We start from the raw sequence: 23,371 nt of genomic DNA, 5'->3' as shown, positions 1-23,371 counted from the left end.
ACCGGACGGCTCAGTCGACGTCCCAGTCGTCCTCGCCGGCCAGCTCGCCGATGGCCGTCCAGCCCGCCCGCAGGCGGGCAACACGGCTGTCGAGCCAGGTGCGAAAGACAACGTCAAAACCACGCTCGGTCACGTTCTCTGTGACCAGTTCCGCGCGGATGGCCGATTTCGTGTCCATGTCCCACAGCGACGGCACCACCTGAACGGTCGGTGGCGACCGGAAGGCCTGGGAAAATACCACCGACTGCCGCCGCTCACGCGGCCCCGAGCCGGTCCACATGTCGCCGCCATTCTCGAAATCGGCGAACAGGACCAGATCGCCCTGATCGATCCCGACAAGATGACTGCGCAGTCGTTTCATGCCTGCCCCGGCGCCTCGCTTTGACCCTGCTGAACCTACACACGGATTCCGGCGAAAGCGTGAAATGAAAAATACCGGCCCGTGTCGGGCCGGCATTCGCTGTCTTTACCCTGATCCGACCTGACTCAGACGCGGATGTGATCGCCCAGGGCCACCATGTCGGCCAGCAGCTTGGCCGCATCGTCGACCGGACCGGGTTCGTTCTTGAACTCTTCCCGGGCCTTCTCGTGCGCCTCGCGCGCCGAAGCGATCAGCTCGTCGACATGCTCGCGGGTGACTTCGCTCAGCGGCAAGGCCTTCTCGGCCAGAACCGAGAGACCTTCGCCGTTGATCTCGGCGAAACCGCCGGACACCAGATATTCGGCAGTGCCGCCCGGGCCATCGACACGCAGGATGCCGGGGCGCAGGGTCGTGATCAGCGGCGCATGGTCGGGCATCGCCACCATGTCGCCGTTCGCGCCGGGAATCAGCGCCTCGCGGACCTGAAGCGAAGCGAGGCTCCGCTCCGGGCTCACGAGGTCGAATTGCATTGTCTCTGCCATAAGGGCGCTCCTGTCAGGCCGCTGCGGCCATGCGTTCGGCTTTTGCGATCACTTCGCTGATGCCGCCAACCATGAGGAAGGCCGCTTCGGGCAGGTGATCGTATTCGCCGGCCACAACGGCCTTGAACGACGCGATGGTCTCTTCCAGCGGCACCTGCACGCCCGGCGAACCGGTGAACACCTGCGCCACGTCGAAGGGCTGGCTGAGGAAACGCTCGATCTTCCGCGCGCGGGTCACGGTCAGCTTGTCCTCTTCGCTCAGTTCGTCCATCCCGAGGATGGCGATGATGTCCTGCAGCGACTTGTAGCGCTGAAGGATCTGCTGAACGTCGGTTGCCACCTTGTAGTGCTCTTCGCCGACAACCGCCGGGTCAAGCAGGCGCGAGGTCGAGTCGAGCGGGTCCACCGCCGGGTAGATGCCCTTTTCCGAGATCGCACGGTTGAGAACCGTGGTCGCGTCGAGGTGGGCGAAGGAGGTTGCCGGCGCGGGGTCGGTAAGGTCGTCCGCGGGAACGTAGATGGCCTGCACCGAGGTGATCGAGCCCGACTTGGTCGAGGTGATCCGCTCCTGCATCGCGCCCATGTCGGTCGCCAGCGTCGGCTGGTAACCCACGGCCGAAGGAATACGGCCGAGAAGGGCCGACACTTCCGAACCCGCCTGCGTAAAGCGGAAGATGTTGTCCACGAAGAACAGCACGTCGGCGCCGGTTTCGTCGCGGAACTGCTCCGCCAGGGTCAGACCGGACAGGGCGACGCGCATACGCGCTCCCGGAGGCTCGTTCATCTGGCCATAGACCAGGGCAATCTTGCTCTTTTCCAGATCGTCCGGAACGATAACGCCGCCTTCGATCATCTCGTGGTAAAGGTCGTTGCCTTCACGGGTCCGCTCGCCCACACCGGCGAACACCGACACGCCCGAGTGCACCTTGGCGATGTTGTTGATCAGTTCCATGATCAGAACCGTCTTGCCCACGCCGGCGCCGCCGAACAGGCCGATCTTGCCGCCCTTGGCGTAGGGGGCCAGCAGGTCGATCACCTTGATGCCGGTGGTCAGAACCTGGCTTTCGGTGGCCTGATCCTCGAAGGCCGGGGCCGGCTGGTGGATCGAACGGCGGGTCGCGGCGTTGACCGGGCCCTTTTCGTCGACCGGCTCGCCGATCACGTTCATGATGCGTCCCAGCGTCGCCGGGCCGACCGGAACCGAGATCGGTTCGCCAAGGTCGGTGACCTCCGCGCCGCGCACCAGACCTTCGGTGGCGTCCATTGCAACGGTCCGGACGGTGTTCTCGCCCAGGTGCTGCGCCACTTCCAGAACCAGACGCTTGCCGTTGTTGTCAACTTCCAGCGCGTTCAGAATCTCGGGCAGGGCATCCTCGAACTGGACGTCCACCACGGCGCCGATGACCTGGGTCACTTTGCCTTTTGCATTTGCCATGTTTCGTCTCCGGTTTGTCTCTACAGCGCTTCCGCGCCGGAAATGATTTCGATCAGCTCATTGGTGATGGCCGCCTGACGCGACCGGTTGAACTGGATCGTCAGCTTTTCGATCATCTCGCCAGCGTTGCGCGTCGCGTTGTCCATCGCGCTCATCCGGGCGCCCTGTTCCGATGCGCCATTCTCCAGCAGCGCGCTGAAGATCTGCGTCGCCACGCCACGCGGCAGCAGGTCGGCCAGGATTTCCTCCTCGCCAGGTTCGTAGTCATAGACCGTCGACACGCCGGTATCTTCCTGCGCCTCGAAGGCGGCGGGAATCACCTGCTGGGCGGTCGGCACCTGAGACACGACGTTGACGAACTTCGAATAGAAGATCGTCGCCACGTCGAATTCGTTGGCGTCGAACCGCTTCAGCACTTCTCGCGCGATGGCCTGCGCGTCGCTGTAGGCCAACCGCTTGATTTCCGACAGGTCGATATGGCCGACGAACAGATCGGCATAGTCGCGTTTCAGCGCGTCCCGGCCCTTCTTGCCGACCGTGAGGATCTTCACGGTCTTGCCAGCATTGCGCAGGCGGTCGGCATGGGCCCGCGCCAGGCGCGAGATGTTGCTGTTGAAACCGCCGCACAGCCCCCGCTCGGCGGTCATCACCACCAGCAGATGGGTCTTGTCGTCGCCGGTTCCTGTCAGCAGACGGGGCGCACTGTCGTTCGTCCCGACCGACGCCGCCAGTCCCGCCATCACCGCGTTGAAGCGTTCGGCAAAGGGCCGCGCCTCTTCAGCCGCGTCCTGGGCGCGGCGGAGCTTGGCCGCCGCGACCATCTGCATGGCCTTGGTGATCTTGCGGGTCGACTTGACCGACTCGATCCGTTTCCTGAGGTCCTTGAGACTTGGCATGAGCCCAGCTCTCCCTTACGCGAAGTCGGCGGCGAATTCGTCCAAAGCTGCCTTCAGCTTGTCCTCGGCTTCACCCTTGATCTTCGGATCGTCCTTGGTGATCCAGTCGAGAATGTCGCTGCGCTTGCCGCGCAGGTGGGCCAGCAGGCCCTTCTCGAACCGGCCGACGTCGCTGACCGGCAGCTTGTCGAGATAGCCGTGGGTGCCGGCATAGATGACGGCCACGATCTCGGCATTGGTCAGCGGCGAATACTGCGGCTGCTTCATCAGCTCGGTCAGACGCGCACCACGGTTCAGCAGGCGCTGGGTCGCGGCGTCGAGATCGGAACCGAACTGTGCAAAGGCCGCCATCTCGCGATACTGGGCCAGTTCCAGCTTCACCGGACCGGCAACCGACTTCATCGCGTTGGTCTGGGCCGAGGAACCCACGCGCGACACCGACAGACCGGTGTTCACGGCGGGGCGGATGCCCTGATAGAACAGTTCGGTTTCCAGGAAGATCTGGCCGTCGGTGATCGAGATCACGTTGGTCGGAATGAAGGCCGACACGTCGCCGCCCTGGGTTTCGATGACCGGCAGCGCCGTCAGCGAGCCCGAGCCGTTTTCCTCGTTCAGCTTGGCCGAACGCTCCAGCAGGCGCGAGTGGAGATAGAACACGTCGCCCGGATAGGCTTCACGTCCCGGCGGACGGCGCAGCAGCAGCGACATCTGGCGGTAGGACACGGCCTGCTTGGACAGGTCATCATAGATGATCAGTGCGTGACGACCGTTGTCGCGGAAGTATTCCGCCATCGCGGTGGCCGCATAGGGCGCCAGGAACTGCATCGGTGCCGGGTCCGAAGCGGTCGCGGCGACAACGATGGTGTATTTGATCGCGCCCGATTCCTCGAGACGCTTCACCAGCTGCGCAACGGTCGAACGCTTCTGGCCCACGGCGACGTAGACGCAGTACAGCTTTTTGTTCTCGTCGTCGCCGGCGGCTTCGTTATACGACTTCTGGTTCAGGATGGTGTCGAGCGCCACGGCGGTCTTGCCGGTCTGACGGTCGCCGATGATCAGCTCGCGCTGGCCACGGCCGATCGGGATCATCGCGTCGACCGACTTGAGGCCGGTTGCCATCGGCTCGTGCACCGACTTGCGCGGAATGATGCCCGGCGCCTTGACGTCGGCGATGCCGGTCTTGGTGGTGTTCAGCGGGCCCTTGCCGTCCAGCGGGTTGCCCAGGCCGTCCACAACGCGGCCCAGCAGCTCGTCCCCGATCGGAACGCTCACGATCGACTTGGTGCGCTTGACCGTGTCGCCTTCCTTGATGTCCCGGTCCGAACCGAAGATCACGACACCGACGTTGTCGCTTTCCAGGTTCAGCGCCATCCCCATGATGCCGCCCGGAAATTCGACCATCTCGCCGGCCTGGACGTTGTCGAGGCCATAGACGCGGGCGATACCGTCGCCGACGCTCAGCACCCGGCCGACTTCGGCAACTTCGGCTTCCTGACCGAAGTTCTTGATCTGGTCCTTCAGGATCGCAGAGATTTCTGCTGCTTGGATACCCATTTATCCGACCTCTTTCATAGCATTCTGGAGGGAATCGAGCTTCGAGCGGATCGAGGTATCGATCATCTTCGAGCCCACCTTGACGACAAGACCGCCGATGAGGCTTTCATCGACGGTCGCATGGATGTTCACGGTTTTGCCGACCGACTTGCTCAGCGTCGCCGCCAGCTTCTCGGTCTGCGCCTCGGTCAGCGCAACGGCGCTATGGACCTCGGCGGTCACTTCGTTGCGGCTGTCCGCCAGCAGGGCGCGCAGGGCGGCCAGCAGCTGCGGCACCACGAACAGGCGGCGCTTCTCGGCCATCAGGCCCAGCGTCTGCTGCAGCACCGGCGCCAGGCCCATCTTGGCGGACACGGCGGTGATCGCCTTGCCCTGCTCTTCACGGCTCAGCAGCGGCGAGACGATGACCGTGCGCAGATCGGCGCTTTCTGCCAGGGCGTCCGACAATGCGTTCACACCGGACTCGAGCGACTCGAGCGACTTGTTTTCTTGCGCGATCTCAAAGACCGCTGTGGCATAGCGCTCGGCTATCCCGGCGGAAATCGAAGCTGGTTCGGACACGTCCACCCTTCCGACATTCTGGCCCCGGTTTACCACGATGTGCGCGGGCTTCCGGGGGCGTGACAAATCCCCGCCAAAAATGGCAGGGCCGCAAATCAGGGCCGATGTAACAGAGCGGTCCTTTGCTCGCAATACGGTTTCGTGAACATCGCGGAAGAGCTTTATTCAACCAATACAAAAGGTTAACCAAGGTGCGACCGTTTGGACACGGGATCAGGTTACAAAAAATCCATCTTCCTTCCGCCAGATCCGCGATTCCTGACGGAAATATGGTCTGACTCGCGCCGGAACCCTGCCCGCCGCGGCCAAAACGGAGAATCCATCGGCGCGCCACACCGGCCGCCACCCGATCAGATGGGCGAGGTCTCGGGTTCCGACTGCAGCCCCGGCAACGGGTTCCGGATCGCGCGACGCACCGGCGTGCCACTGACCGGCAGAACCCGCTTGCTCGCTTCCACCAGATAGGCCCCGGCCGGCATCAGCGACGGCAGCCGGTGGCCCATGCGCTCCATCAGCGGACCGGTCTTCAGCCAGAACCGCCGGTCGGACGGCAGCTGATACAGCGCCGCCGCATGACGCTCGGGCAGGAAGTTATGCGCCTTCAGCTGGTTCTCCAGCTGCCCCAGCGTATAGGGCCGGCCGAACCCGAAGGGCGTGTTGTCCGACCGCGACCACACACCGGCCCGGTTCGGCGTGATGAACACCGCCTTTCCACCCGGCCCCAGCACCCGGAAACACTCCTCCAGCAGGGCCGAGGGGCGCTCCGACGGTTCCAGCCCGTGCATCACCACCAGCTTGTCGACCCGCCCGGTTTCCAGCGGCCACAGCGTCTCCTCGCACAGCACCGACACATTCGGCATCCCCGCCGGCCAGGGCATCACCCCCTGCTGCGCCGGCATCAGCGCGACCACCCGGCGCGCATCGGCCAGATAGGGGCGCAGCAGCGGCACGGCAAAGCCGAATCCGGCCACCGTCTGCCCCTTTGCCTCGGGCCAGATGTCCAGCAGCCGCCCGCGCACGCTCGCCTGCGCCGCACGGCCCAGCGTGCTGCGGTAATAAAAGTTGCGCAGGTCCTGCACGTCGAGATGCATTGCGGCTCCGCGGGCAATGGGCCAAGCTGTCCTGTGCCGCAGTTTAACCATGAAAGGGCGAAAGGCCATGCCTCTTGAAATCCTGACCATCCCCTGCCTCAAGGATAACTACGCCTTCCTCGCCCATGACGCCAAAAGCGGCGAAACCGCGCTGATCGATGCGCCCGAGGCCGGGCCGATTCTTGCCGCGCTGGACGAAAAGGGCTGGAAACTCACCCATGTCCTGCTGACCCACCACCACTGGGATCACGTCGACGGCCTGCCGGGCATCCTGGACCGCCACAAGGCGCAGGTGATCGGCGCGAAGGCCGATGCGCAGCGCCTGCCGCCGCTCGATCTTGCCGTCTCCGAAGGCGACAGCTTCACCATCGGCGGCGAACCCGTTCACGTTTTCGACGTCTCCGGCCACACAGTGGGCCACATCGCCTTCCACATGCCGGAAAGCCTGGCCGTGTTCACTGCCGACAGCCTGATGGCACTGGGGTGCGGGCGGCTGTTCGAAGGCACGCCCGAGCAAATGTGGGAGTCGTTGTCCAAGCTCGCCGCGCTGCCGCCCGAAACCATGGTCTACTCCGGTCACGAATACACCGAGTCCAACGCCCGTTTCGCCAGGACCATTGAACCGGACAATCCCGAGCTTATATCCCGGATCGAAGCCATCGCCCGCTCCCGGGCCAGCAACACGCCAACCGTTCCCTCGAAACTGTCGCTTGAACTGGCGACCAACCCCTTCCTGCGGGCCCACCTCCCCGAGCTCCAGCGCAACCTTGAGATGCAAGGCGCTGACCCGGCCCGCGTATTCGCCGAAGTCCGGGCCCGGAAGGACCGGTTCTGATGACGCAAATCCGCGCGCCTCGGCAACGCTGCGGAGAAAAGTGATCGGATTTCACAAGAAAAACCTTGAAGCGCCGCAATGATCAACCAAACTCTAACACTATGAAGACATGGTTGGACCGGGGGAGCCGGTGTCCGCTGTTCCCTCCCCAGCCCTATAAGAGGAGCACGCATCGTGCCTTCATTCTCGAGCACCCTGGAAAGCGCGATTCACGCAGCGTTGGCGCTGGCAAACGATCGTCGCCATGAATTCGCGACGCTGGAGCATCTGCTCCTGGCGCTGCTGGACGAACCCGACGCGATCCGGGTGATGAAGGCCTGCAACGTCGACCTGACCGAATTGCGCGGCACGCTGGTGGAATTCATCGACGAGGATCTCTCGAACCTCGTGACCGACATCGACGGGTCCGAGGCCGTGCCGACCGCGGCGTTCCAGCGCGTGATCCAGCGCGCGGCGATCCATGTCCAGTCGTCCGGCCGCACCGAAGTGACCGGAGCCAATGTGCTGGTCGCGATCTTCGCCGAACGCGAAAGCAACGCCGCCTTCTTCCTGCAAGAGCAGGACATGACCCGCTATGATGCGGTCAACTTCATCGCCCATGGCGTCGCCAAGAACCCGGCTTTCGGCGAAAGCCGCCCGGTCAGTGGCGCGCCCGAACAGGACGACAGCCATCAGGGCGTCACCGAGGGCGAACAGAAGGAAAGCGCGCTCGCCAAATACTGCGTCGACCTGAACGCCAAGTCGCGTGAAGGAGACATCGACCCGCTGATCGGCCGCGAGGCCGAGGTGGAGCGCTGCATTCAGGTGCTCTGCCGCCGGCGCAAGAACAACCCGCTGCTGGTGGGCGACCCCGGCGTCGGCAAGACCGCCATTGCCGAAGGGCTGGCGCGCAAGATCGTCGCCGGCGAAACGCCCGACGTACTGGCCTCGACCACGATCTACTCGCTCGACATGGGCGCGCTGCTGGCCGGCACCCGCTATCGCGGCGATTTCGAAGAACGGCTCAAGGCCGTGGTGAACGAGCTGGAACAGCACCGCGACGCCATCCTGTTCATCGACGAGATCCACACCGTGATCGGCGCCGGCGCGACCAGCGGCGGGGCGATGGACGCGTCGAACCTCCTGAAGCCCGCGCTTCAGGGCGGCAAGCTGCGCACCATGGGCTCGACCACCTACAAGGAGTTCCGTCAGCATTTCGAAAAGGACCGCGCGCTCAGCCGCCGGTTCCAGAAGATCGACGTGAACGAACCTTCGGTCGACGACTCGGTGAAGATTCTCAAGGGCCTCAAACCCTATTTCGAGGAACATCACGGGGTGCGCTACACCTCCGATGCGATCAAGACCGCGGTGGAACTGGCCGCGCGCTATATCCACGACCGCAAACTGCCCGACAGCGCCATCGACGTCATCGACGAAGCCGGCGCGGCGCAGCATCTGGTGGTGGAAAGCAAGCGCCGCAAGACGCTCGGCACCAAGGAGATCGAGGCCGTCGTGGCCAAGATCGCCCGCATCCCGCCGAAGAGCGTCAGCAAGGACGACGCCGAGGTTCTCAAGGACCTCGAAGGCTCGCTCAAGCGCGTGGTCTTCGGGCAGGACAACGCCATCGTGGCCCTGGCCAGTGCGATCAAGCTGGCCCGTGCCGGCCTGCGCGAACCGGAAAAGCCGATCGGCAACTATCTCTTCGCCGGCCCCACCGGCGTCGGCAAGACCGAGGTGGCGAAACAGCTGGCCGATACGCTTGGCGTGGAACTGCTGCGCTTCGACATGTCGGAATACATGGAGAAACACGCGGTCTCCCGCCTGATCGGCGCGCCTCCGGGCTATGTCGGCTTCGACCAGGGCGGCCTGCTGACCGACCGCGTCGACCAGCACCCGCATTGCGTGCTGCTGCTCGACGAGATCGAGAAGGCGCACCCGGATGTCTACAACATCCTGCTGCAGGTGATGGATCACGGCAAGCTGACCGATCACAACGGCCGCACCGTCGACTTCCGCAACGTCGTGTTGATCATGACCAGCAACGCCGGGGCCTCGGAACAGGCGAAAGAGGCCATCGGGTTCGGGCGACTGCGTCGCGAGGGCGAGGATACGGCGGCGATCGAGCGCACCTTCACGCCGGAATTCCGCAACCGACTGGACGCGGTCATCACCTTCGCGCCGCTGCCGAAAGAGGTCATTCTCCAGGTTGTCGAGAAGTTCGTGCTGCAGCTCGAGGCCCAGTTGATGGACCGCCACGTGTCCATCGAACTGACCCGGCCCGCCGCCGAATGGCTGGCCGACAAGGGGTATGACGACAAGATGGGCGCGCGCCCCCTCGCGCGGGTCATCCAGGAAAACATCAAGAAGCCGCTGGCCGAGGAACTGCTGTTCGGCAAGCTCTCCAAGGGCGGCGTGGTCAAGGTCAGCGTGAAGGACGGCAAGCTCGACCTTCAGGTCGAAGGGCCGGATCATCCGCGCCTGTCGGGCAACAAGCCGCCGCTGCTGACCGCAGACTGATGTTTCGCGCGGCACTTGCCGCCCTGTCGCTCGCCGCGCCCGCCGCGGCGGGCGATTTGACTCTGGGCTTCCCGGTGGATTGCCAGCCAGGCACCACCTGCCACATCCAGAACTACGTCGACCGCGACCCCGGCCCCGGCATCGCCGACTACCGATGCGGCACACTCTCGTATGATGACCATGACGGCACCGACATCGCCCTGCCGACGCTCGCACAGATGATGGCCGGGGTGAATGTGCTGGCCGCGGCGCCGGGCGAGGTGGCCGCGCGGCGCGACGGCGAGGTCGACCGTTTCTATACACCGGAATCCGCCGCTGGCATCGACGGCCGCGAATGCGGCAACGGCGTGCTGATCCGCCATGCGGACGGCTGGGAAACCCAGTATTGCCACATGAAGTTGGGCAGCATCACCGTTTCGCCCGGTGACCATGTCGCGCAGGGGGCGGTCCTCGGTCAGGTCGGCCTCTCGGGGATGACAGAGTTCCCGCATCTGCATCTGTCCGTACGCCACAACGGGACGGCGGTCGACCCCTTCGACCGGGACGCCACCGAAAGCTGTGCGGAAGGCGACGCTCACATCTGGCAGGTCGAACCCTCCTATGCGCCGGGCGGCCTTGTCGACGCCGGTTTCGCCGCCGGCCTGCCCACCTATGACGACATCCGCGCCGGCACCGCCGCTGCCACCGGGCTTGGAACAGACGCCGCCGGCCTCGTGATCTTCGGCCTGGGTTACGGCCTGCAACAAGGCGACGTGCTGACCCTCACGATCAGCGGCCCCGAGGGCGAGGTCATCCGGACCCCGATCACGCTGGACAAGGATCAGGCCCAGGCTTACCGGGCCGCCGGAAAGAAACGCCCCGCCGGCGGCTGGCCGGCGGGGCGCTATCTGGGCACCGTCACGCTGACGCGCGACGGCACCTCCCTTGGCGAACTGACACGCGAGATCAGCCTGCGCTGACCTTGCGGTTGTCCAGCGAATACGGCCCGGCGCCCAGCGCGACGATCATGCCCATGCCGCCTGCGATCGACAGGTTTTTCATGAACCCGATCATCTGCATCTGCGCTTCCATGCCTTCCAGCCCCAGGCTCGGCACATAGTGGAAGAGATAGCCCGAGATCACCGCGAAGCCGCCGACGAGAAAGGCCGCCAGCCGCGCGTGCCAGCCGACGATGATCGCAAGCGCGCCCAGCACCTCGACGGCGATGACCAGCGGCAAGAGCGCGCCGGGCACACCCATTGCCTCCATATAGCCCTGGGTGTCGGCATAGCCGTTGATCTTCTGCAGACCGGAGATCAGGAAGATCGCCGACAGAAGGACCCGCCCGACCGGCGCGGCAAGGGTCTGGATCAGTGTAACGAAAGACGTCATTTCAAGCTCCTGAATGGATATGCCGCACCGCGGCTTCGCGCTCACTTAACAAACCGGCCCCCAGTTCGGCAGGCCCACCGTCAAACGGGTTCTGTGCGGATTCGCACAATTCTTACTATTTCTCCGTCAGCTTGATCTCGATCCGCCGGTTCTGCGCGCGCGCCTCGGGCGTGTCGGCCGGGTTGATGGGCTGGTATTCGCCAAACCCGTTGGCGGCCAGCCGGTCCGGCGGGATGCCCAGCGACGAGATCATGAATTTGACCACCGACAGCGCCCGGCCCTGGCTCAGTTCCCAGTTGTCCGAGTATTTCCCGGCGCCCCCCAGCGGCGTGTTGTCGGTATGCCCGTCCACCCGGATCACCCAGTTGATTTCGGGCGGGATCTCGCTGGCGACCGTCCGCAGGATGCGCGCCACCTTGGCGATCTCCACCTCGCCCGCCGGCGACAGGCTCGCCTCGCCCGGCGGGAACAGCACTTCCGAGGAAAAGACAAACCGGTCGCCCTCGATCCGCACGCCTTCCTGCCCGCCCAGCACGTCACGCAACCGCCCGAAGAAGTCCGAGCGATATTTCTCCAGATCCTTCGCCTGGGTCTGCGCGGTCAGGGCGGCGATCCGGGCCTCTTCGGCCTCCTGCGCCAGCTTTTTCGCCTCTTCCTCCAGCCGCTTTCGCTCGGTCTCTTCCAGCATCCGGCGGCGGCGCTCCTCGGCGGCGGCCCGTGCCAGCGCCGCGTTCAGGTCCGTGCCCAGGTTCTGGATCTGCACCTTGGCCGCCGCGTCGCGCTCGGCGTAATCGTCCAGCAGCGCCTGCAACTGGCCCAGCTGGGTGCGTAGCGCGGCAACCTGCTGGTTCAGCAACGCCGCCTCGCGGCGCGCGGCCTCCGATTTCAGCTCCTGTTCCGACAGGGCCTGATGCGCCTGTTCCAGCAGGGCGGCCCGGCGCTCGGCCTCGCTCTGCCGCTCGGCGACCGCCGATTCCGCGCTCTGCTGCGCGGCGAGCGCGGCCAGCAGCCGGGCGCGCAGCACCTCCTGGTCGCTCGCCGCGGCCTGCGCCTTTTCCAGCGATTCCAGCGCGCTCAGCAACCGCGCCTCGACCGAGGCGCGATCTTCGGCGGTCGAGGCGGCGGACGCCTGCGCCGCTTTCAAGTCCTCCTGTGCGCGGGCCAGCTGCGCCTCCAGCGCGGCAATCTTGCCGGCGGCGTCGCTCTCGGCCCGGCTCAGCGCGCCCTGCAGATCGCGGGCGCTGGTCTCGGCATCGGCCCGCAGCGCCGAGAGTTCGGCGCGCAGACCCGCCTCGGTCTCGGCCGCCGCACTGCGGGCGGCATCCAGATCGCGCTGCAACGCCTGTTCGCGCTCGGCGGCGGCGGCCTGCGCATCGGCCAGCTGCGCTTCCAGCGTCCGGCGCGCTTCGGCGCTTTCGGACTGCACCCGGGCCAGTTCCGCCTGGAAATCCGTCTCGGTCTGCACGCTTTGCGACCGCTGCCGGGCCAGCTCGGCCTCCAGCGCGGCGCGGGTCCGGGCGGCGCCCGCCTCGGTCTCGGCCAGGGTGGCGCGTGCCGCTTCTGCCTCGGTGCGGGCGTCCGCGAGCTCCGCCTCCAGCGCCGTCCGCGCCTCCTGCGAGCGCGCCTGCACCGCCGCGAGTTCAGCGCTCAGATTGGCGCGCGAGCGGTCGGCATCCACCCGGATCCGCTCCAGCTCGGCCTCCAGCGCGCTCATCGACTGGCTGCTCTCGGCCTGGCTCGCCTCCATCTGCGCCAGAACGCGCGTCAGCCGCTCGGCCAGAATGTCGCGCTCCTGCGCCTGGGCGTTCGCCTGATCCAGCTTGTCCAGCGCTTCGGCCAATTTGGCATCCAGCTCTTTCTTCACCGCGTCCGCAGCGGCCAGCAGGGTCAGCGTGTCCTCCGCCTCCTGCCGCTGCTTCTCCAGCGCCAGCGTCATCGCGGTCAGTTCCGCATCGGCATTCTCCAGCCGCTTGCGCAGCGCCTCGGCGGCGGCGGCCTCGGTCAGCCGGGCGGCTTCCTCGGCGCTCAGCTTCTGTTCCAGCGCGGCCACCTGATCCGACTGGGCGGCACTGTCCCGCTTCAGATCCGCCACCAGCGCCTCCAGCGCCTCGCGCTTGGCCGCATCCAGCCGCGCGGCCTCGGTCTGGGCGTCTATCTCGGTCCGGCTCTGCGCCAGCGCGGCGTTCAATGCGTCCCGCTCGGAAATAAGATCGCCCCGCTCGCGCTCCAGCCCGGCGATATTCTCCAGCGCCTGATCGCGGCTGGCGATCAGCGTCGCCACCTGCGCCTCGAAGGCAGTGATCTGCGTCTTGGCCTCGCTCAGCGCAGCATCCTGCGTCTCGGTCTTCGCGGTCAGCGAGGCGATCAGCGCCGTCTGGTTGGCAATCTGCGACTGTGCCGCTTCCAGATCGCTCTGGGTGTCGCCCAGCGTCGCGTTCAGCGCGCCCATCCGCGCCTGCAGCTGGTTCGACTTGCGCTGTTCCAGCCCCAGCGCGCTGGCCAGCGCCTCGATCTCGTCCGACAGGTTGTTCAGTTCCGTTTCCTGCCCCGAGATCGTCTCGCGCAGGGTGAACTGGACGATCATGAAGATCGTCAGAACGAACATCATCACCAGCAGCAGGCCGGTCATCGCATCGACGAAGCCGGGCCAGATCGAACCCTGAAAGCGGTTGCCGGTGCGCCGCGACAGGGCCATGGACTACTCCTGCTCGCCCGCGCGCATCCGCGCCGGGCGCGCCGTCTCCCGTGGCCGGCCGAGTGCCTTGACCAGCAGGTCGATATCCTTGCGCAGTTCGGCCATGCTTTCCTGCCGGCCGGCCGAGATTTCCTCGAGAATGCGCAGCATCTGCACGTCGATCGAGCGCAGCCGCATCCGGCTTTCCGCGTCCATCCCCTCGCCCGGTCCCTGCTGGCGCATCAGCTCGATCAGCGTCTCCTGCCCCAGCGCCACCCGGTCCAGCGCCGAGCTGATGCTCTCGTTCTGCTCCTGCCGGTCGTTCATGACCGAGATCACGTCGATCAGGTCGCTCAGCTTGCGGTCCACTCCGGCGCGCGCCGCGTCGGACTGGGTGAACATCTGCTGCAACGCTTCCATCTGCTCGGCCATGCTGTCCATCACGCCCGAGATCGCGCTGGTATCGGTCCCGCCCTCCTCGCCTGAGGAAAACCCGACCCGGGTGATCGACGACAGCCACTCCTCCAGCTCCCGATAGAACCGGTTCTGGCCGTGCCCGGCGAACAGTTCCAGCAGCCCGACGATCAGCGATCCGGCCAGCCCCAGCAGCGACGAGGAAAACGCCGTCCCCATGCCGCCCAGCTGCGCCTCCAGCCCGCCCATCAGCCGGTTGAAGACGGAAATGCTGTTCTCGCCCTCCTGCGGCGACAGGCTGCGGATCGTGTCGACCACCGCCGGAACCGTCGTGGCAAGGCCATAGAAGGTCCCCAGAAGCCCGAGGAAGATCAGCAGGCTGCCCAGATACCGCGTGATCTCGCGCGCCTCGTCGATCCGTGTGGCGACGGAATCGAGGATCGACCGCGTCGAAGAGGACGACAGCTGCATCCGCGCCCCGCGCGAGCGCAGCAGCGAGGCCAGGGGCGCCAGCAGGCGGGTCGGCCGGTTGACCGTCTCGCTGTCGTCATTGGCAAAGCCCTCGATCCAGCGGACCGAGCCCATCAGCTGGAACACCTGCCAGAAGCAGGCCAGCACGCCGAAGAGGAAGACGATGGCGATGAAGCCGTTCAGCCAGAGGTTCGACAGGAACACAGGCAGCACGAAAGGCAACGCGAGGATGGCACCGGCCGAGGCCAGACCCGCGGCGATGGTCATGAACAGCAGTTGCTGAAACGGCTGCGAGAACTGCGGCCTGGTCTTGCTGTCTGACGGCGCCATGCGCTGCGATCCCGACACGTTTTCTGCTCTTGCCCGAGTCTATATAAGTAACTGGTGGAACGCCAAGGCTTTATGCCATCAGCTTCCGCACCCGCTCGGCCAGCCATTCGAGGTCCTCGTCGGGCAGGCCCAGCGTGGCAAGATGGTCGGTGGTGTTGAACAGATACTCGTGGTTCGGCCCGCGCCCGCCCACCGCTTTGGCGATGATCTGCGCCTGCGTTTCCAGATCCAGCCCGCCGCAATATTGATCGTGATTGGGGTCGATTACATAGGTCACAGCATTCACGCTGCGCCCGTCGTCCAGCCGCACGGTCAGGTTCTTCTCCAGATAAGCGGAAGAGATCAGCTCGCGGTCACGGAGATAGCCGATGGTCTCGCCCTCCAGCCCCGGCGCCACCGCCATGGCAACGCCGACACAGGCCGCGCCCGGCACCTTGTCCAGCGCCAGCACCAGGCCCGGCGCCTCCTCCGTGCCCCGGTGATGGATCGACCGCATGCAGAAGGACCGCGCATAGCCGTCCAGGGTCGCCAGTGCCCGGTCGGCCACCTCGAAGCCCGGATTCCACAACAGCGACCCATAGCCGAAGACCCACATGGTCACGATGTCATCTTCCTCGCATCCCTGCATGATATCAGTATTTTACCGGCAATATGCTCCGGTCCTGTACCGGGCCGTGTCAAGATGGAAGTGGTTGGCGTGATAGCGGTCCGATCCCGGCCCCAGCACCGTCCCGAAAATCCCGCAGGCGGCGCGGCGGGCGGCACCCAGCGGTCCGTTGTTGGAATAGTCGTGCAGCACCGACAGCGCCTTGCCCGATTTCAGGACAAAGCCCGAGATGTCGATGGCATTGCCCTTGCCATGTTCCGACACCCGCGCGCCCTTCACGTTGTTGCGGCTTCGGCAGGCATAGGACGCCGCGACCTGCAGCTGAACGACCTGATCGCGCTTGCGGAACGAGGGCTGAACGCCCCGCACGACCCAGCTCTTCAGCGCGGCGGCGGTGGGGCAGTTCATCAGCGCGCTCTGGCTCAGCGTCACACCGGCCACCGAACGCACCCGCACCGCATCCTTGATCCCACAGGCAGAGGACGCGGACGAGACCGTGCCCACCTCCTCACCCACAATGTCGAGATCGCCGCAGACCGCCCCCTTGCGCTTCAACTCGCGCCGGCTGGCGGTATTGCGGTCGGCCTGCGCCGCGTTTGCGCGCGCCTTGGCCTGGGGCGTCAGCGGCACGGTCGAGGCCCGCGCGGTGGTGGTGGCGGTGACCGTGCCCAGCCCATCGGGCCGTGCACGTGGGCGCGGCGACCGCGCCAGCCCCTGCGCAACGGGCTCGGCAGCCGAGACCTCAGGCGCGACAGCCGGCACCGTGGGTTCAACCACCGGTCCAGTCGTGAGCTGGGGCGGGCGCAGCGATTTCACCGGCGCGTCCGCCGCCGCAGGCAAGGAGGCCAGCGCCAGAACTATGGCAGCCAGCCCGCGCTTCATTTCGGACCTGTCTTCACGCGGCCAAAGTCCGGCGCCGCGGTATCCTGCCCGGCCTGGATGATCCCCCGCCGGATCGCGCGCGTCCGGGTGAAATAGGCGTGCAGATGGTCGCCATCCCCGGTGCGGATCGCCCGCTGCAGCGCAAAAAGCTCTTCGGTGAAGCGCCCGAGGATCTCCAGCGTCGCGTCCTTGTTGGTCAGGAACACGTCCCGCCACATGGTCGGATCCGATGCGGCAATCCGGGTGAAATCGCGGAACCCGGCGGCCGAATACTTGATGACCTCGCTGTCGGTCACCCGGCGCAGGTCGTCAGCCACGCCAACCATCGTATAGGCGATCAGGTGCGGCGTGTGACTGGTCACCGCGAGCACCAGATCATGGTGGTCGGCGTCCATCAGGTCGACATTCGCGCCCAGCCGTTCCCAGAAGGCGCGCAGCCGCGCGATCTCGGCATCCGGCACGCCCTCGACCGGCACCAGCAGCGTCCAACGGTTGTCGAACAGCTCGGCAAAGCCGCTCTCGGGGCCGGAATGCTCGGTCCCGGCCAACGGGTGGCCGGGCACGAAGAACACGCCCTCGGGCAGATGCGGCGTGACCGTGCGGATCACGTCGCCCTTGACCGAACCGACATCGGTGATCGTGCAGCCGGGCTTCAGATGCGGCGCGATCTCTTCCATCACCGGCCCCATCGCGCCCACCGGCACGCAAAGCACCACCAGATCGGCGTCCTTGACCGCCTCGATCGCGCTGTCGCAAACCACGTCGCACAGCCCAATCCGCCGCGCCGTCTCGCGCGTGGCCTCGGTGCGGGCAAAGCCTGCGACCTCGCCCACCAGTTGGCCGTCGCGCTTCATCGCCCAGAACATCGACGAGGCGATCAGGCCCAGCCCGATCAGGGCGACCCGGTCGTACACCTGCTCCATCAGCGCACCCCCCGGAAGGCGGCAAGCGCGGCAACGACCCGGCGGCAGGCGGCTTCGTCGCCCACCGTGATCCGCAGCCCCTCGGGCAGGCCATAGCCCGCGACCCGGCGCACGATGATCCCCTCGGCCCGCAGCGCGGCATCGGCGCCGGCGGCTTCGTCGGCATCGCCGAAGCGGGCCAGGATGAAATTCGCGTGGCTCTCGTCGCAGCCGATCCCCATCTGGCGCAGCGCATCCGACAGCCAGGACCGCCAGCGCGCATTTTCCTCGCGGCAGAACCGCGTGAAGGCGGTGTCGCGCACGGCCGCCTCGGCGGCGGCCATCTGCCCCTGACTCAGGTTGAACGGCTGGCGCAGCCGGTTCAGCACGTCGATCACCTCGCGCCGCGCATACCCCCAGCCGATCCGCAGCCCGCCCAGACCGTGGATCTTCGAAAATGTGCGCGTCATGATCACGTTGTCATGTGCCTCGACCAGACCCGCGCCGCCATCGAAACCCTCGACGAATTCGGCATAGGCCCCGTCATGCACAAGCAGCGCCCGGTCCTTCAGCCCCTCGGCCAGCCGGTCCAGATCCGCCTCGGACACCATCGTGCCGGTCGGGTTGGCCGGATTGGCAAGGAACACGATCCGCGTCCGCTCGGTCACCGCCGCCAGGATCGCGTCCACGTCGATGCAGCGCTCCCGCTCGCCCACCGTCACCGGCACCGCGCCCACCGCGCGCGCCAGGATCGGATACATCGAGAACCCGTGCTCGGTGGTGATCACCTCGTCGCCCGTCCCGGCATAGGCCTGCGTCACGAACTGCAAAACCTCGTCCGAGCCGACGCCGCAGATGATCCGGTCGGGGTCCAGCCCGTGAACCTCGCCGATCGCGCGGCGCAACGGGGCATGGTCGGTATTGGGATAGCGGTGCAATTCGCCGGCAGCGGCGAGATAAGCCGCGCGCGCCTTTTCCGAGCACCCGTAGGGGTTCTCGTTCGACGAAAGTTTCAGCACATCCGTCCGGCCTTTGATCGAACTCTCGCCGCTGACATACAGCGCGATGTCCATGATCCCCGGCTGCGGCGCAATCCCGGCCATGATATCCCCCATTCGAGTCCGGCGGGTTCTATGACTCTCCGCCCCCCAAGACCAGAGCAAAACGCCCATGCGCGCCGCCCCTTGCCGGGGCCTCAGGGGGTCAGGAAGCGCGCCAGGTAGTCGTCGGAATAGTCGATTTCGATCTCGATCCAGATCGGAAGATGGTCCGACATCTCGTAGGTCGTCCAGCCGCGATAGCTCTTCTCGAAATGCGCATAGGGCGGCTTGCCGTGTTTCGCCCGTTCGGCCACGGTGACCGGCAGGTAATGCGCGATCTGCTCGGCATCGGTCAGCCGGCGCTGCGGCAGCGCCGCCTCCGCCGCCGTCTGGGGTGGGAAATCGCGGTCGGGCCAGGGTCCGAAGACCGACCGCCGCCAGTCGAACACGCCATGCCGCAGCAGTCGCGTCTTGCGCTCGGCCTTGCCCTTCACGGTAAAGGCGATCTGGTCGAAGAACTTGTCGCCCCCCATGTTCGTCGCCGGGAATTCGGGCACCACCATCTCGCTCGCCGTCAGGGCGTCCATGATCGGCCCGTCTCGCGTGTCGATGTTCAGATCGCCCAGCAGCACATAGACCTGATCCTCGACCTTGGCCCGCGCCACCAGCATCCGCGTGATCGCCGCGATCTCCTGTGCCCGCAGCGCCTTTTCGGCCGCGCTCTCGCCGCCGAAGATGATATGCGCCGAACACAGCGCAAAGCGGAACCACCCCGCCTGGAACGCCGCAAAGAAGGGCGACCGCGCGATCTGCTCGCCGGCGATCAGCTCTTCGCGCGGCAGGACGATCTCGCCGATCAGGTTGCGGAAGATCACCTTGTCGGTGTTATACAGGAAAGCCATCCGTTCAGAGTTGCCGCCCCTGTGGGTGGAGACGTCCGAGACGAAATACTCCCACTGGGGTCCCAGCAGCTTCACCAGCCGCTGCAAAGGGGTCAGGTCGCTCTTGATCTCCTGCACCGCGCAGATGTCGAAGCTGTTCACGATCTCGGCGATGTAGTGGTAGCTCTCGTCCAGCCGGGGAACGCCATCGTCGAAGGCGCGGATGTTCCATGATCCGATGATCAGCGAATTGGCGCGCCGGTTCTTCAGCACCTGATCGTGCAGATCGCGCCGCAGCGACAGCAGGCGGGCCGCGATCCAGGCCGCCTTGGCGGGATAGCTGGGATCGGCTTCATAGGATTTCAGTCCGTGGTAAAAGGCCATGACTTGTCCTCCGGTGCGCCCCGCGCGGGCAGGATGCCAGCCACGCGCCGCCTTGTCGATCCGGCGCAGGTCGTGCAATTCCACCTTGAACCGCACGCCGCTTTCCCCTACACGACCGCAATCCCGGAATCGCCTGTGCGGTTGCGGGCGTTTCCGTTTTGGCGACCGCGCGGTCCCGGCTTTCTTCGGCCGACCCGGACCGCAGCCTGAACGGGGTAGAAAAGGAACCGACGAACGATCTCCTGCGGGCGCTGCGGCGGACCCGGTTGAAGACCTGGAGCTCTCGGGCGCGCACACTCTGCGGAACAACCGCAGGCTTATTGGAGAGACAAGCGATGAACCTGATCGCACAGATCGAGGCGGAACAGATCGCCTCGCTGGGGAAATCGATCCCCGACTTCCGCGCCGGCGACACCATCCGCGTCGGCTACAAGGTGACCGAAGGCACCCGCAGCCGCGTCCAGATGTATGAAGGCGTCTGCATCTCGCGCAAGGGCGGTGGCATCGGCGCTTCCTTCACCGTCCGCAAGATTTCCTTCGGCGAAGGCGTGGAACGTGTGTTCCCGCTCTATTCGACCAACATCGACAGCATCGAAGTCGTCCGCCGCGGCCGTGTCCGTCGGGCCAAGCTGTATTATCTGCGCTCGCGTCAGGGCAAATCGGCCCGGATCGCCGAGAACACCCACTACAAAGAGCTGTCGTCGTCGGCCGAAGCGTAAGGATCAGAGTCATGAAACAAGGCATTCACCCCGAATACCACGTCATCGACGTCAAGCTGGTCGATGGCACCGTGGTGCAGATGAAATCGACCTGGGGCAAGGAAGGCGACCAGATGTCGCTCGACATCGACCCCTCCGTGCACCCGGCCTGGACCGGTGGCGGCACCCGCCTGATGGACACCGGCGGCCGCGTGTCGAAGTTCAAGAACAAATACGCCGGCCTCGGGTTCTGACCCCTGCGCCACCGCGTTACGCGAACGCCGCCCCCCGGGGCGGCGTTTGTCGTTTTCGGGGGTGCCGAGGGGGCGGCTGGTGACCAAATAGAAACATTTTGGCGGCAGTTTCGGGGCACGCACAACCGACCGGAATCACCATGCCTCCTGCCCTCTCTGTCAGCCAGACCCTCAATCGTGCCAGCAAGGCGATCAAGACCGGCGCGGTCGAGGTTGCCGAAGACCTCTACATGAAAGTTCTCGAACGCTATCCGGCCAACCGGCGGGCGCAGCAGGGGCTGCTGGCGCTCTGTCAGGGCAGCGCGATGGACATGGCGAAAAGCGCGCGCGAAATGCAGGCCAGGGGCAAACTCTACGCCGCCGAAAAACGCTGGACCTTCGCGGTCTGCCGCGCGCCCGAAACGGCCGGGCTGGGCATCGGGCTGGCGCTCTGCCGGCTGGAAATGGGCCAGCCCGCCGCCGCGCTCGACGCCATAGACAGGGTGCTCGAGGTCTGCCCCGGCGACGCCCGCGCGCTCGACACGCGCGGCCGGGCGCTGCGCGATCTGGGCCGCATCGACGAGGCCGAGGCCTGCCATCGCGCCGCCCTGCGCGGCGGGGCCGAAGATACCGGCCCGCTCAACCACCTTGGGATTCTCGCCCAGGCGCGGGGCGACAAGGCTGCCGCGGCCGACCTCTACCGCCGCGCCATCGCACTCCGCCCCGACGTGCCGGACCTCCACCACAACCTCTCGCACGTCGTCACCTATGCCGAAGGCGACGCCCACATCGACCAGATGCTGCGCCTTCTGGCCCGCGTCACCCCCAATGATCCGGCGCAGTCGCCGCTGCATTTCGCGCTGTTCAAGGCCTTCGACGACCTCGACCAGCGCGACAAGGCGTTCCACCATCTGGTGGAAGGCAACCGGATGAAACGGGCGGCCATCGGCTATGAGGTGCGCCACGACGCCCTGCGCTTTGCCCATGTCAAATCGCTGTTTGCCGAGCCTGTCGCCGAAGTGTCCTTCAATACCCCCCTGCCCGCGCGGCCGATCTTCGTTGTCGGGCTGCCCCGCTCTGGCACCACGCTGATCGAACAGGTCCTTGCCTGCACACCGGGCACCCAGGCCTGTGGAGAGCTGTCGGTCGTGGCGCGTGCCGCCGCCAAGCTGCTGCGCACCCTGCAGGACGAAAAACGCAACCGCCTCGACCGCGACGACATTCTCAGCCTTCGCGCGCAGATCGCCGATGGACTCGCACGGCATTCCGACGGCGCGCCGGTGATGATCGACAAGATGCCGCTGAACTTCCGCTGGCTCGGCTTCATCGCCGCCGCCCTGCCCGAGGCGCGCATCGTCCATGTCGCCCGTGATCCCCAGGCCGTCGCCTGGTCGCTGTTTCGCCATGCCTTCGCCGGGCGCGGCAACGGCTTTGCCTACGGCATCGGGGAAATCACCGCCTACATGCTGCTGCACCGCGATCTGATAGCCTTCTGGCAGGCCCGGCTCGGCAACCGCCTCTTCCAGCTCGACTACGACCAGATGGTGCGTGCCCCCGAATCCGAACTGCGCCGCCTGGTCGACGCCTGCGCTCTCGACTGGCGCGACGACTGCCTCAGCCCCCACCGCTCGGGCAGCGCCGTGCTGACCGCCAGCTCGGCCCAGGTGCGCCAACCGATCTACGACGGTTCGAACGCCGGATGGCGCCGTTACGAACGTCAGCTGGCCCCGATGCGAAAGGCGCTGCAGCAGGCCGGTCTGATCTGACGGCACCGGAAAAGCACAGCTGTGCATAACCTCTGATGGGCGCTTTTCATCCGCGTAGACACTAAATATAGTGCCCAAAACAGTCGGACTGTGCAAAGCCGCATGCGAGAGGACCGGGCATGGCGCATATCATCGTTGTGGGGAACGAAAAGGGAGGCGCCGGCAAGTCGACCGTCTCCATGCACGTGGCCACCGCCCTCGCGCGGCTGGGCCATAAGGTCAGCGCGCTGGACCTTGACCTGCGCCAGCGCAGCCTTGCCCGCTATGCCGAAAATCGCGCCACCTTCCTGAAAAAGGCCGGGCTGGACCTGCCCAGCGCCCGCTGCCACGACCTGCCCGAAATCGATCCCGCCGTGCTGCGCCCGGGCGAAAACATCTACGACCACCGCCTGTCGGCCGCAGTCTCCCAGCTCGAACCCGACAGCGACTTCATCCTGATCGACTGCCCCGGCTCGCACACCCGCCTGTCGCAGGTCGCCCACTCGCTCGCCGACACGCTGGTCACGCCCCTGAACGACAGCTTCATCGACTTCGACCTGCTGGCCCGCACCGACATCAGTGGCGAAAAGATCCTGGGCCCCTCGGTCTATTCCGAAATGGTGTGGAGCGCGCGGCAACTGCGCGCCCAGGCCGGGCTGAAACCGATCGACTGGGTGGTGATGCGCAACCGCGTCGCGACCCAGCGCATGGTCAACAAGGAAAAGATGGAACGCGCGATCAAGATGCTCGCCGACCGGCTGGGCTTCCGCGTCGCCCCCGGCTTTTCCGAGCGGGTGATCTTCCGCGAACTCTTCCCCCGCGGCCTCACCCTGCTCGACCTCAAGGATATCGGCGTCAAGCAGCTGAACATCTCGAATGTCGCCGCCCGACAGGAGCTGCGCGACATGATGAAGGCGCTGCGCCTGCCGGGGGTCAAGGTCACCTTCTAGGGCGACCTTCCCGATCCC

Annotated in this window: 22 protein-coding genes; 7 read left to right on the top strand and 15 right to left on the bottom strand. The window is 66.0% G+C overall.

From position 1 onward, the window contains the following. Nucleotides 1-10: 10 nt before the first annotated feature. The 7 genes from ACFO5X_RS22320 to ACFO5X_RS22290 all read right to left on the bottom strand — a co-directional run bounded on the left by ACFO5X_RS22320 (nucleotide 11) and on the right by ACFO5X_RS22290 (nucleotide 6,440). Nucleotides 11-361 carry an H-type lectin domain-containing protein gene (locus ACFO5X_RS22320; protein WP_380721697.1) on the bottom strand — a complete coding sequence of 117 codons (351 nt, stop codon included), beginning with the start codon at nucleotides 359-361 and terminating at the stop codon, nucleotides 11-13. Between the two features lie 125 nt (nucleotides 362-486). Then, nucleotides 487-903: a F0F1 ATP synthase subunit epsilon gene (locus ACFO5X_RS22315; protein WP_380721694.1), complete on the bottom strand. Its 417-nt coding sequence runs from the start codon at nucleotides 901-903 to the stop codon at nucleotides 487-489. A gap of 13 nt (nucleotides 904-916) precedes the next feature. Further along, nucleotides 917-2,338, bottom strand: coding sequence for a F0F1 ATP synthase subunit beta (atpD, locus tag ACFO5X_RS22310; protein WP_380721691.1), 1,422 nt, complete (start codon nucleotides 2,336-2,338; stop codon nucleotides 917-919). 20 nt (nucleotides 2,339-2,358) lie between these two features. After that, on the bottom strand, nucleotides 2,359-3,234 hold the full coding sequence (locus ACFO5X_RS22305; protein WP_380721688.1) for a F0F1 ATP synthase subunit gamma: 876 nt from the start codon (nucleotides 3,232-3,234) through the stop codon (nucleotides 2,359-2,361). A gap of 15 nt (nucleotides 3,235-3,249) precedes the next feature. Then, a complete protein-coding gene (gene atpA / locus ACFO5X_RS22300) occupies nucleotides 3,250-4,788 on the bottom strand; it encodes a F0F1 ATP synthase subunit alpha (RefSeq protein WP_380721685.1) in 1,539 nt (512 codons plus the stop codon). Next, nucleotides 4,789-5,349, bottom strand: coding sequence for a F0F1 ATP synthase subunit delta (locus ACFO5X_RS22295; RefSeq protein ID WP_380721682.1), 561 nt, complete (start codon nucleotides 5,347-5,349; stop codon nucleotides 4,789-4,791). Between the two features lie 350 nt (nucleotides 5,350-5,699). Then, nucleotides 5,700-6,440, bottom strand: coding sequence for a class I SAM-dependent methyltransferase (locus tag ACFO5X_RS22290; RefSeq protein ID WP_380721679.1), 741 nt, complete (start codon nucleotides 6,438-6,440; stop codon nucleotides 5,700-5,702). A 67-nt stretch (nucleotides 6,441-6,507) separates the two neighbouring features. Here ACFO5X_RS22290 and gloB point away from each other — a divergent pair, with 67 nt between their 5' ends. The 3 genes from gloB to ACFO5X_RS22275 all read left to right on the top strand — a co-directional run bounded on the left by gloB (nucleotide 6,508) and on the right by ACFO5X_RS22275 (nucleotide 10,730). Then, nucleotides 6,508-7,275 (top strand): hydroxyacylglutathione hydrolase, encoded by a 768-nt coding sequence (gene gloB / locus ACFO5X_RS22285; RefSeq protein WP_380721676.1) that lies wholly within the window; start codon nucleotides 6,508-6,510, stop codon nucleotides 7,273-7,275. 174 nt (nucleotides 7,276-7,449) lie between these two features. Further along, complete coding sequence (gene clpA, locus ACFO5X_RS22280; RefSeq protein ID WP_380721673.1) at nucleotides 7,450-9,771, top strand: ATP-dependent Clp protease ATP-binding subunit ClpA; 2,322 nt, start codon at nucleotides 7,450-7,452, stop codon at nucleotides 9,769-9,771. Beyond that, nucleotides 9,771-10,730 (top strand): M23 family metallopeptidase, encoded by a 960-nt coding sequence (locus tag ACFO5X_RS22275; protein ID WP_380721670.1) that lies wholly within the window; start codon nucleotides 9,771-9,773, stop codon nucleotides 10,728-10,730. Before clpA ends, ACFO5X_RS22275 begins: the two co-directional genes overlap by 1 nt. Here the strand turns inward: ACFO5X_RS22275 and ACFO5X_RS22270 are convergent. The 8 genes from ACFO5X_RS22270 to ACFO5X_RS22235 all read right to left on the bottom strand — a co-directional run bounded on the left by ACFO5X_RS22270 (nucleotide 10,717) and on the right by ACFO5X_RS22235 (nucleotide 19,823). After that, the gene (locus ACFO5X_RS22270) at nucleotides 10,717-11,142 is read right to left on the bottom strand and encodes a DoxX family protein (RefSeq protein WP_380721667.1); all 426 of its coding nucleotides are present in this window, start codon (nucleotides 11,140-11,142) and stop codon (nucleotides 10,717-10,719) included. The genes ACFO5X_RS22275 and ACFO5X_RS22270 overlap by 14 nt on opposite strands. A 115-nt stretch (nucleotides 11,143-11,257) precedes the next feature. Continuing rightward, a complete protein-coding gene (locus ACFO5X_RS22265) occupies nucleotides 11,258-13,837 on the bottom strand; it encodes a peptidoglycan -binding protein (protein ID WP_380721664.1) in 2,580 nt (859 codons plus the stop codon). Between the two features lie 3 nt (nucleotides 13,838-13,840). Beyond that, on the bottom strand, nucleotides 13,841-15,031 hold the full coding sequence (locus tag ACFO5X_RS22260; protein ID WP_380721662.1) for a biopolymer transporter ExbB: 1,191 nt from the start codon (nucleotides 15,029-15,031) through the stop codon (nucleotides 13,841-13,843). A 70-nt stretch (nucleotides 15,032-15,101) separates the two neighbouring features. Then, a complete protein-coding gene (locus ACFO5X_RS22255) occupies nucleotides 15,102-15,632 on the bottom strand; it encodes a gamma-glutamylcyclotransferase (RefSeq protein WP_380721659.1) in 531 nt (176 codons plus the stop codon). A gap of 39 nt (nucleotides 15,633-15,671) precedes the next feature. Then, nucleotides 15,672-16,520, bottom strand: coding sequence for an extensin-like domain-containing protein (locus tag ACFO5X_RS22250; RefSeq protein WP_380721656.1), 849 nt, complete (start codon nucleotides 16,518-16,520; stop codon nucleotides 15,672-15,674). After that, nucleotides 16,517-17,443 carry a prephenate/arogenate dehydrogenase family protein gene (locus ACFO5X_RS22245; protein ID WP_380721653.1) on the bottom strand — a complete coding sequence of 309 codons (927 nt, stop codon included), beginning with the start codon at nucleotides 17,441-17,443 and terminating at the stop codon, nucleotides 16,517-16,519. The genes ACFO5X_RS22250 and ACFO5X_RS22245 overlap by 4 nt, the downstream gene beginning before the upstream one ends. After that, a complete protein-coding gene (gene hisC / locus ACFO5X_RS22240) occupies nucleotides 17,443-18,525 on the bottom strand; it encodes a histidinol-phosphate transaminase (protein ID WP_380721650.1) in 1,083 nt (360 codons plus the stop codon). Before hisC ends, ACFO5X_RS22245 begins: the two co-directional genes overlap by 1 nt. A gap of 92 nt (nucleotides 18,526-18,617) precedes the next feature. Continuing rightward, a complete protein-coding gene (locus tag ACFO5X_RS22235; protein ID WP_380721648.1) occupies nucleotides 18,618-19,823 on the bottom strand; it encodes an endonuclease/exonuclease/phosphatase family protein in 1,206 nt (401 codons plus the stop codon). A 239-nt stretch (nucleotides 19,824-20,062) separates the two neighbouring features. Here ACFO5X_RS22235 and rplS point away from each other — a divergent pair, with 239 nt between their 5' ends. The 4 genes from rplS (at nucleotide 20,063) to ACFO5X_RS22215 (ending at nucleotide 23,353) form a co-directional block, all read left to right on the top strand. Continuing rightward, on the top strand, nucleotides 20,063-20,446 hold the full coding sequence (gene rplS, locus ACFO5X_RS22230; RefSeq protein ID WP_380721645.1) for a 50S ribosomal protein L19: 384 nt from the start codon (nucleotides 20,063-20,065) through the stop codon (nucleotides 20,444-20,446). Between the two features lie 11 nt (nucleotides 20,447-20,457). After that, complete coding sequence (rpmE, locus tag ACFO5X_RS22225; RefSeq protein WP_380721643.1) at nucleotides 20,458-20,679, top strand: 50S ribosomal protein L31; 222 nt, start codon at nucleotides 20,458-20,460, stop codon at nucleotides 20,677-20,679. Nucleotides 20,680-20,819: 140 nt separating this feature from the next. Beyond that, the gene (locus ACFO5X_RS22220) at nucleotides 20,820-22,424 is read left to right on the top strand and encodes a tetratricopeptide repeat-containing sulfotransferase family protein (protein WP_380721640.1); all 1,605 of its coding nucleotides are present in this window, start codon (nucleotides 20,820-20,822) and stop codon (nucleotides 22,422-22,424) included. 119 nt (nucleotides 22,425-22,543) lie between these two features. Continuing rightward, entirely contained in the window at nucleotides 22,544-23,353 is an 810-nt protein-coding gene (locus tag ACFO5X_RS22215) for a division plane positioning ATPase MipZ (RefSeq protein WP_380721637.1), read from the top strand. Nucleotides 23,354-23,371: the final 18 nt, after the last annotated feature.

The organism is Seohaeicola nanhaiensis, from assembly GCF_042654245.1.
Classification (GTDB): Bacteria; Pseudomonadota; Alphaproteobacteria; order Rhodobacterales; family Rhodobacteraceae; genus Seohaeicola_A; species Seohaeicola_A nanhaiensis.
This window is presented reverse-complemented; position numbering and strand designations above follow the sequence as displayed.

Coding starts and splice junctions, on each gene's coding strand:
- ACFO5X_RS22290 (WP_380721679.1), bottom strand. CDS start 6,440: ATGCATCTCGACGTGCAGGACCTGCGCAACTTTTATTACCGCAGCACG.
- ACFO5X_RS22320 (WP_380721697.1), bottom strand. CDS start 361: ATGAAACGACTGCGCAGTCATCTTGTCGGGATCGATCAGGGCGATCTG.
- ACFO5X_RS22265 (WP_380721664.1), bottom strand. CDS start 13,837: ATGGCCCTGTCGCGGCGCACCGGCAACCGCTTTCAGGGTTCGATCTGG.
- ACFO5X_RS22275 (WP_380721670.1), top strand. CDS start 9,771: ATGTTTCGCGCGGCACTTGCCGCCCTGTCGCTCGCCGCGCCCGCCGCG.
- rplS (WP_380721645.1), top strand. CDS start 20,063: ATGAACCTGATCGCACAGATCGAGGCGGAACAGATCGCCTCGCTGGGG.
- ACFO5X_RS22270 (WP_380721667.1), bottom strand. CDS start 11,142: ATGACGTCTTTCGTTACACTGATCCAGACCCTTGCCGCGCCGGTCGGG.
- ACFO5X_RS22260 (WP_380721662.1), bottom strand. CDS start 15,031: ATGGCGCCGTCAGACAGCAAGACCAGGCCGCAGTTCTCGCAGCCGTTT.
- gloB (WP_380721676.1), top strand. CDS start 6,508: ATGCCTCTTGAAATCCTGACCATCCCCTGCCTCAAGGATAACTACGCC.
- atpA (WP_380721685.1), bottom strand. CDS start 4,788: ATGGGTATCCAAGCAGCAGAAATCTCTGCGATCCTGAAGGACCAGATC.
- ACFO5X_RS22305 (WP_380721688.1), bottom strand. CDS start 3,234: ATGCCAAGTCTCAAGGACCTCAGGAAACGGATCGAGTCGGTCAAGTCG.
- atpD (WP_380721691.1), bottom strand. CDS start 2,338: ATGGCAAATGCAAAAGGCAAAGTGACCCAGGTCATCGGCGCCGTGGTG.
- rpmE (WP_380721643.1), top strand. CDS start 20,458: ATGAAACAAGGCATTCACCCCGAATACCACGTCATCGACGTCAAGCTG.
- ACFO5X_RS22245 (WP_380721653.1), bottom strand. CDS start 17,443: ATGGAGCAGGTGTACGACCGGGTCGCCCTGATCGGGCTGGGCCTGATC.
- ACFO5X_RS22250 (WP_380721656.1), bottom strand. CDS start 16,520: ATGAAGCGCGGGCTGGCTGCCATAGTTCTGGCGCTGGCCTCCTTGCCT.
- hisC (WP_380721650.1), bottom strand. CDS start 18,525: ATGGCCGGGATTGCGCCGCAGCCGGGGATCATGGACATCGCGCTGTAT.
- ACFO5X_RS22215 (WP_380721637.1), top strand. CDS start 22,544: ATGGCGCATATCATCGTTGTGGGGAACGAAAAGGGAGGCGCCGGCAAG.
- ACFO5X_RS22220 (WP_380721640.1), top strand. CDS start 20,820: ATGCCTCCTGCCCTCTCTGTCAGCCAGACCCTCAATCGTGCCAGCAAG.
- ACFO5X_RS22315 (WP_380721694.1), bottom strand. CDS start 903: ATGGCAGAGACAATGCAATTCGACCTCGTGAGCCCGGAGCGGAGCCTC.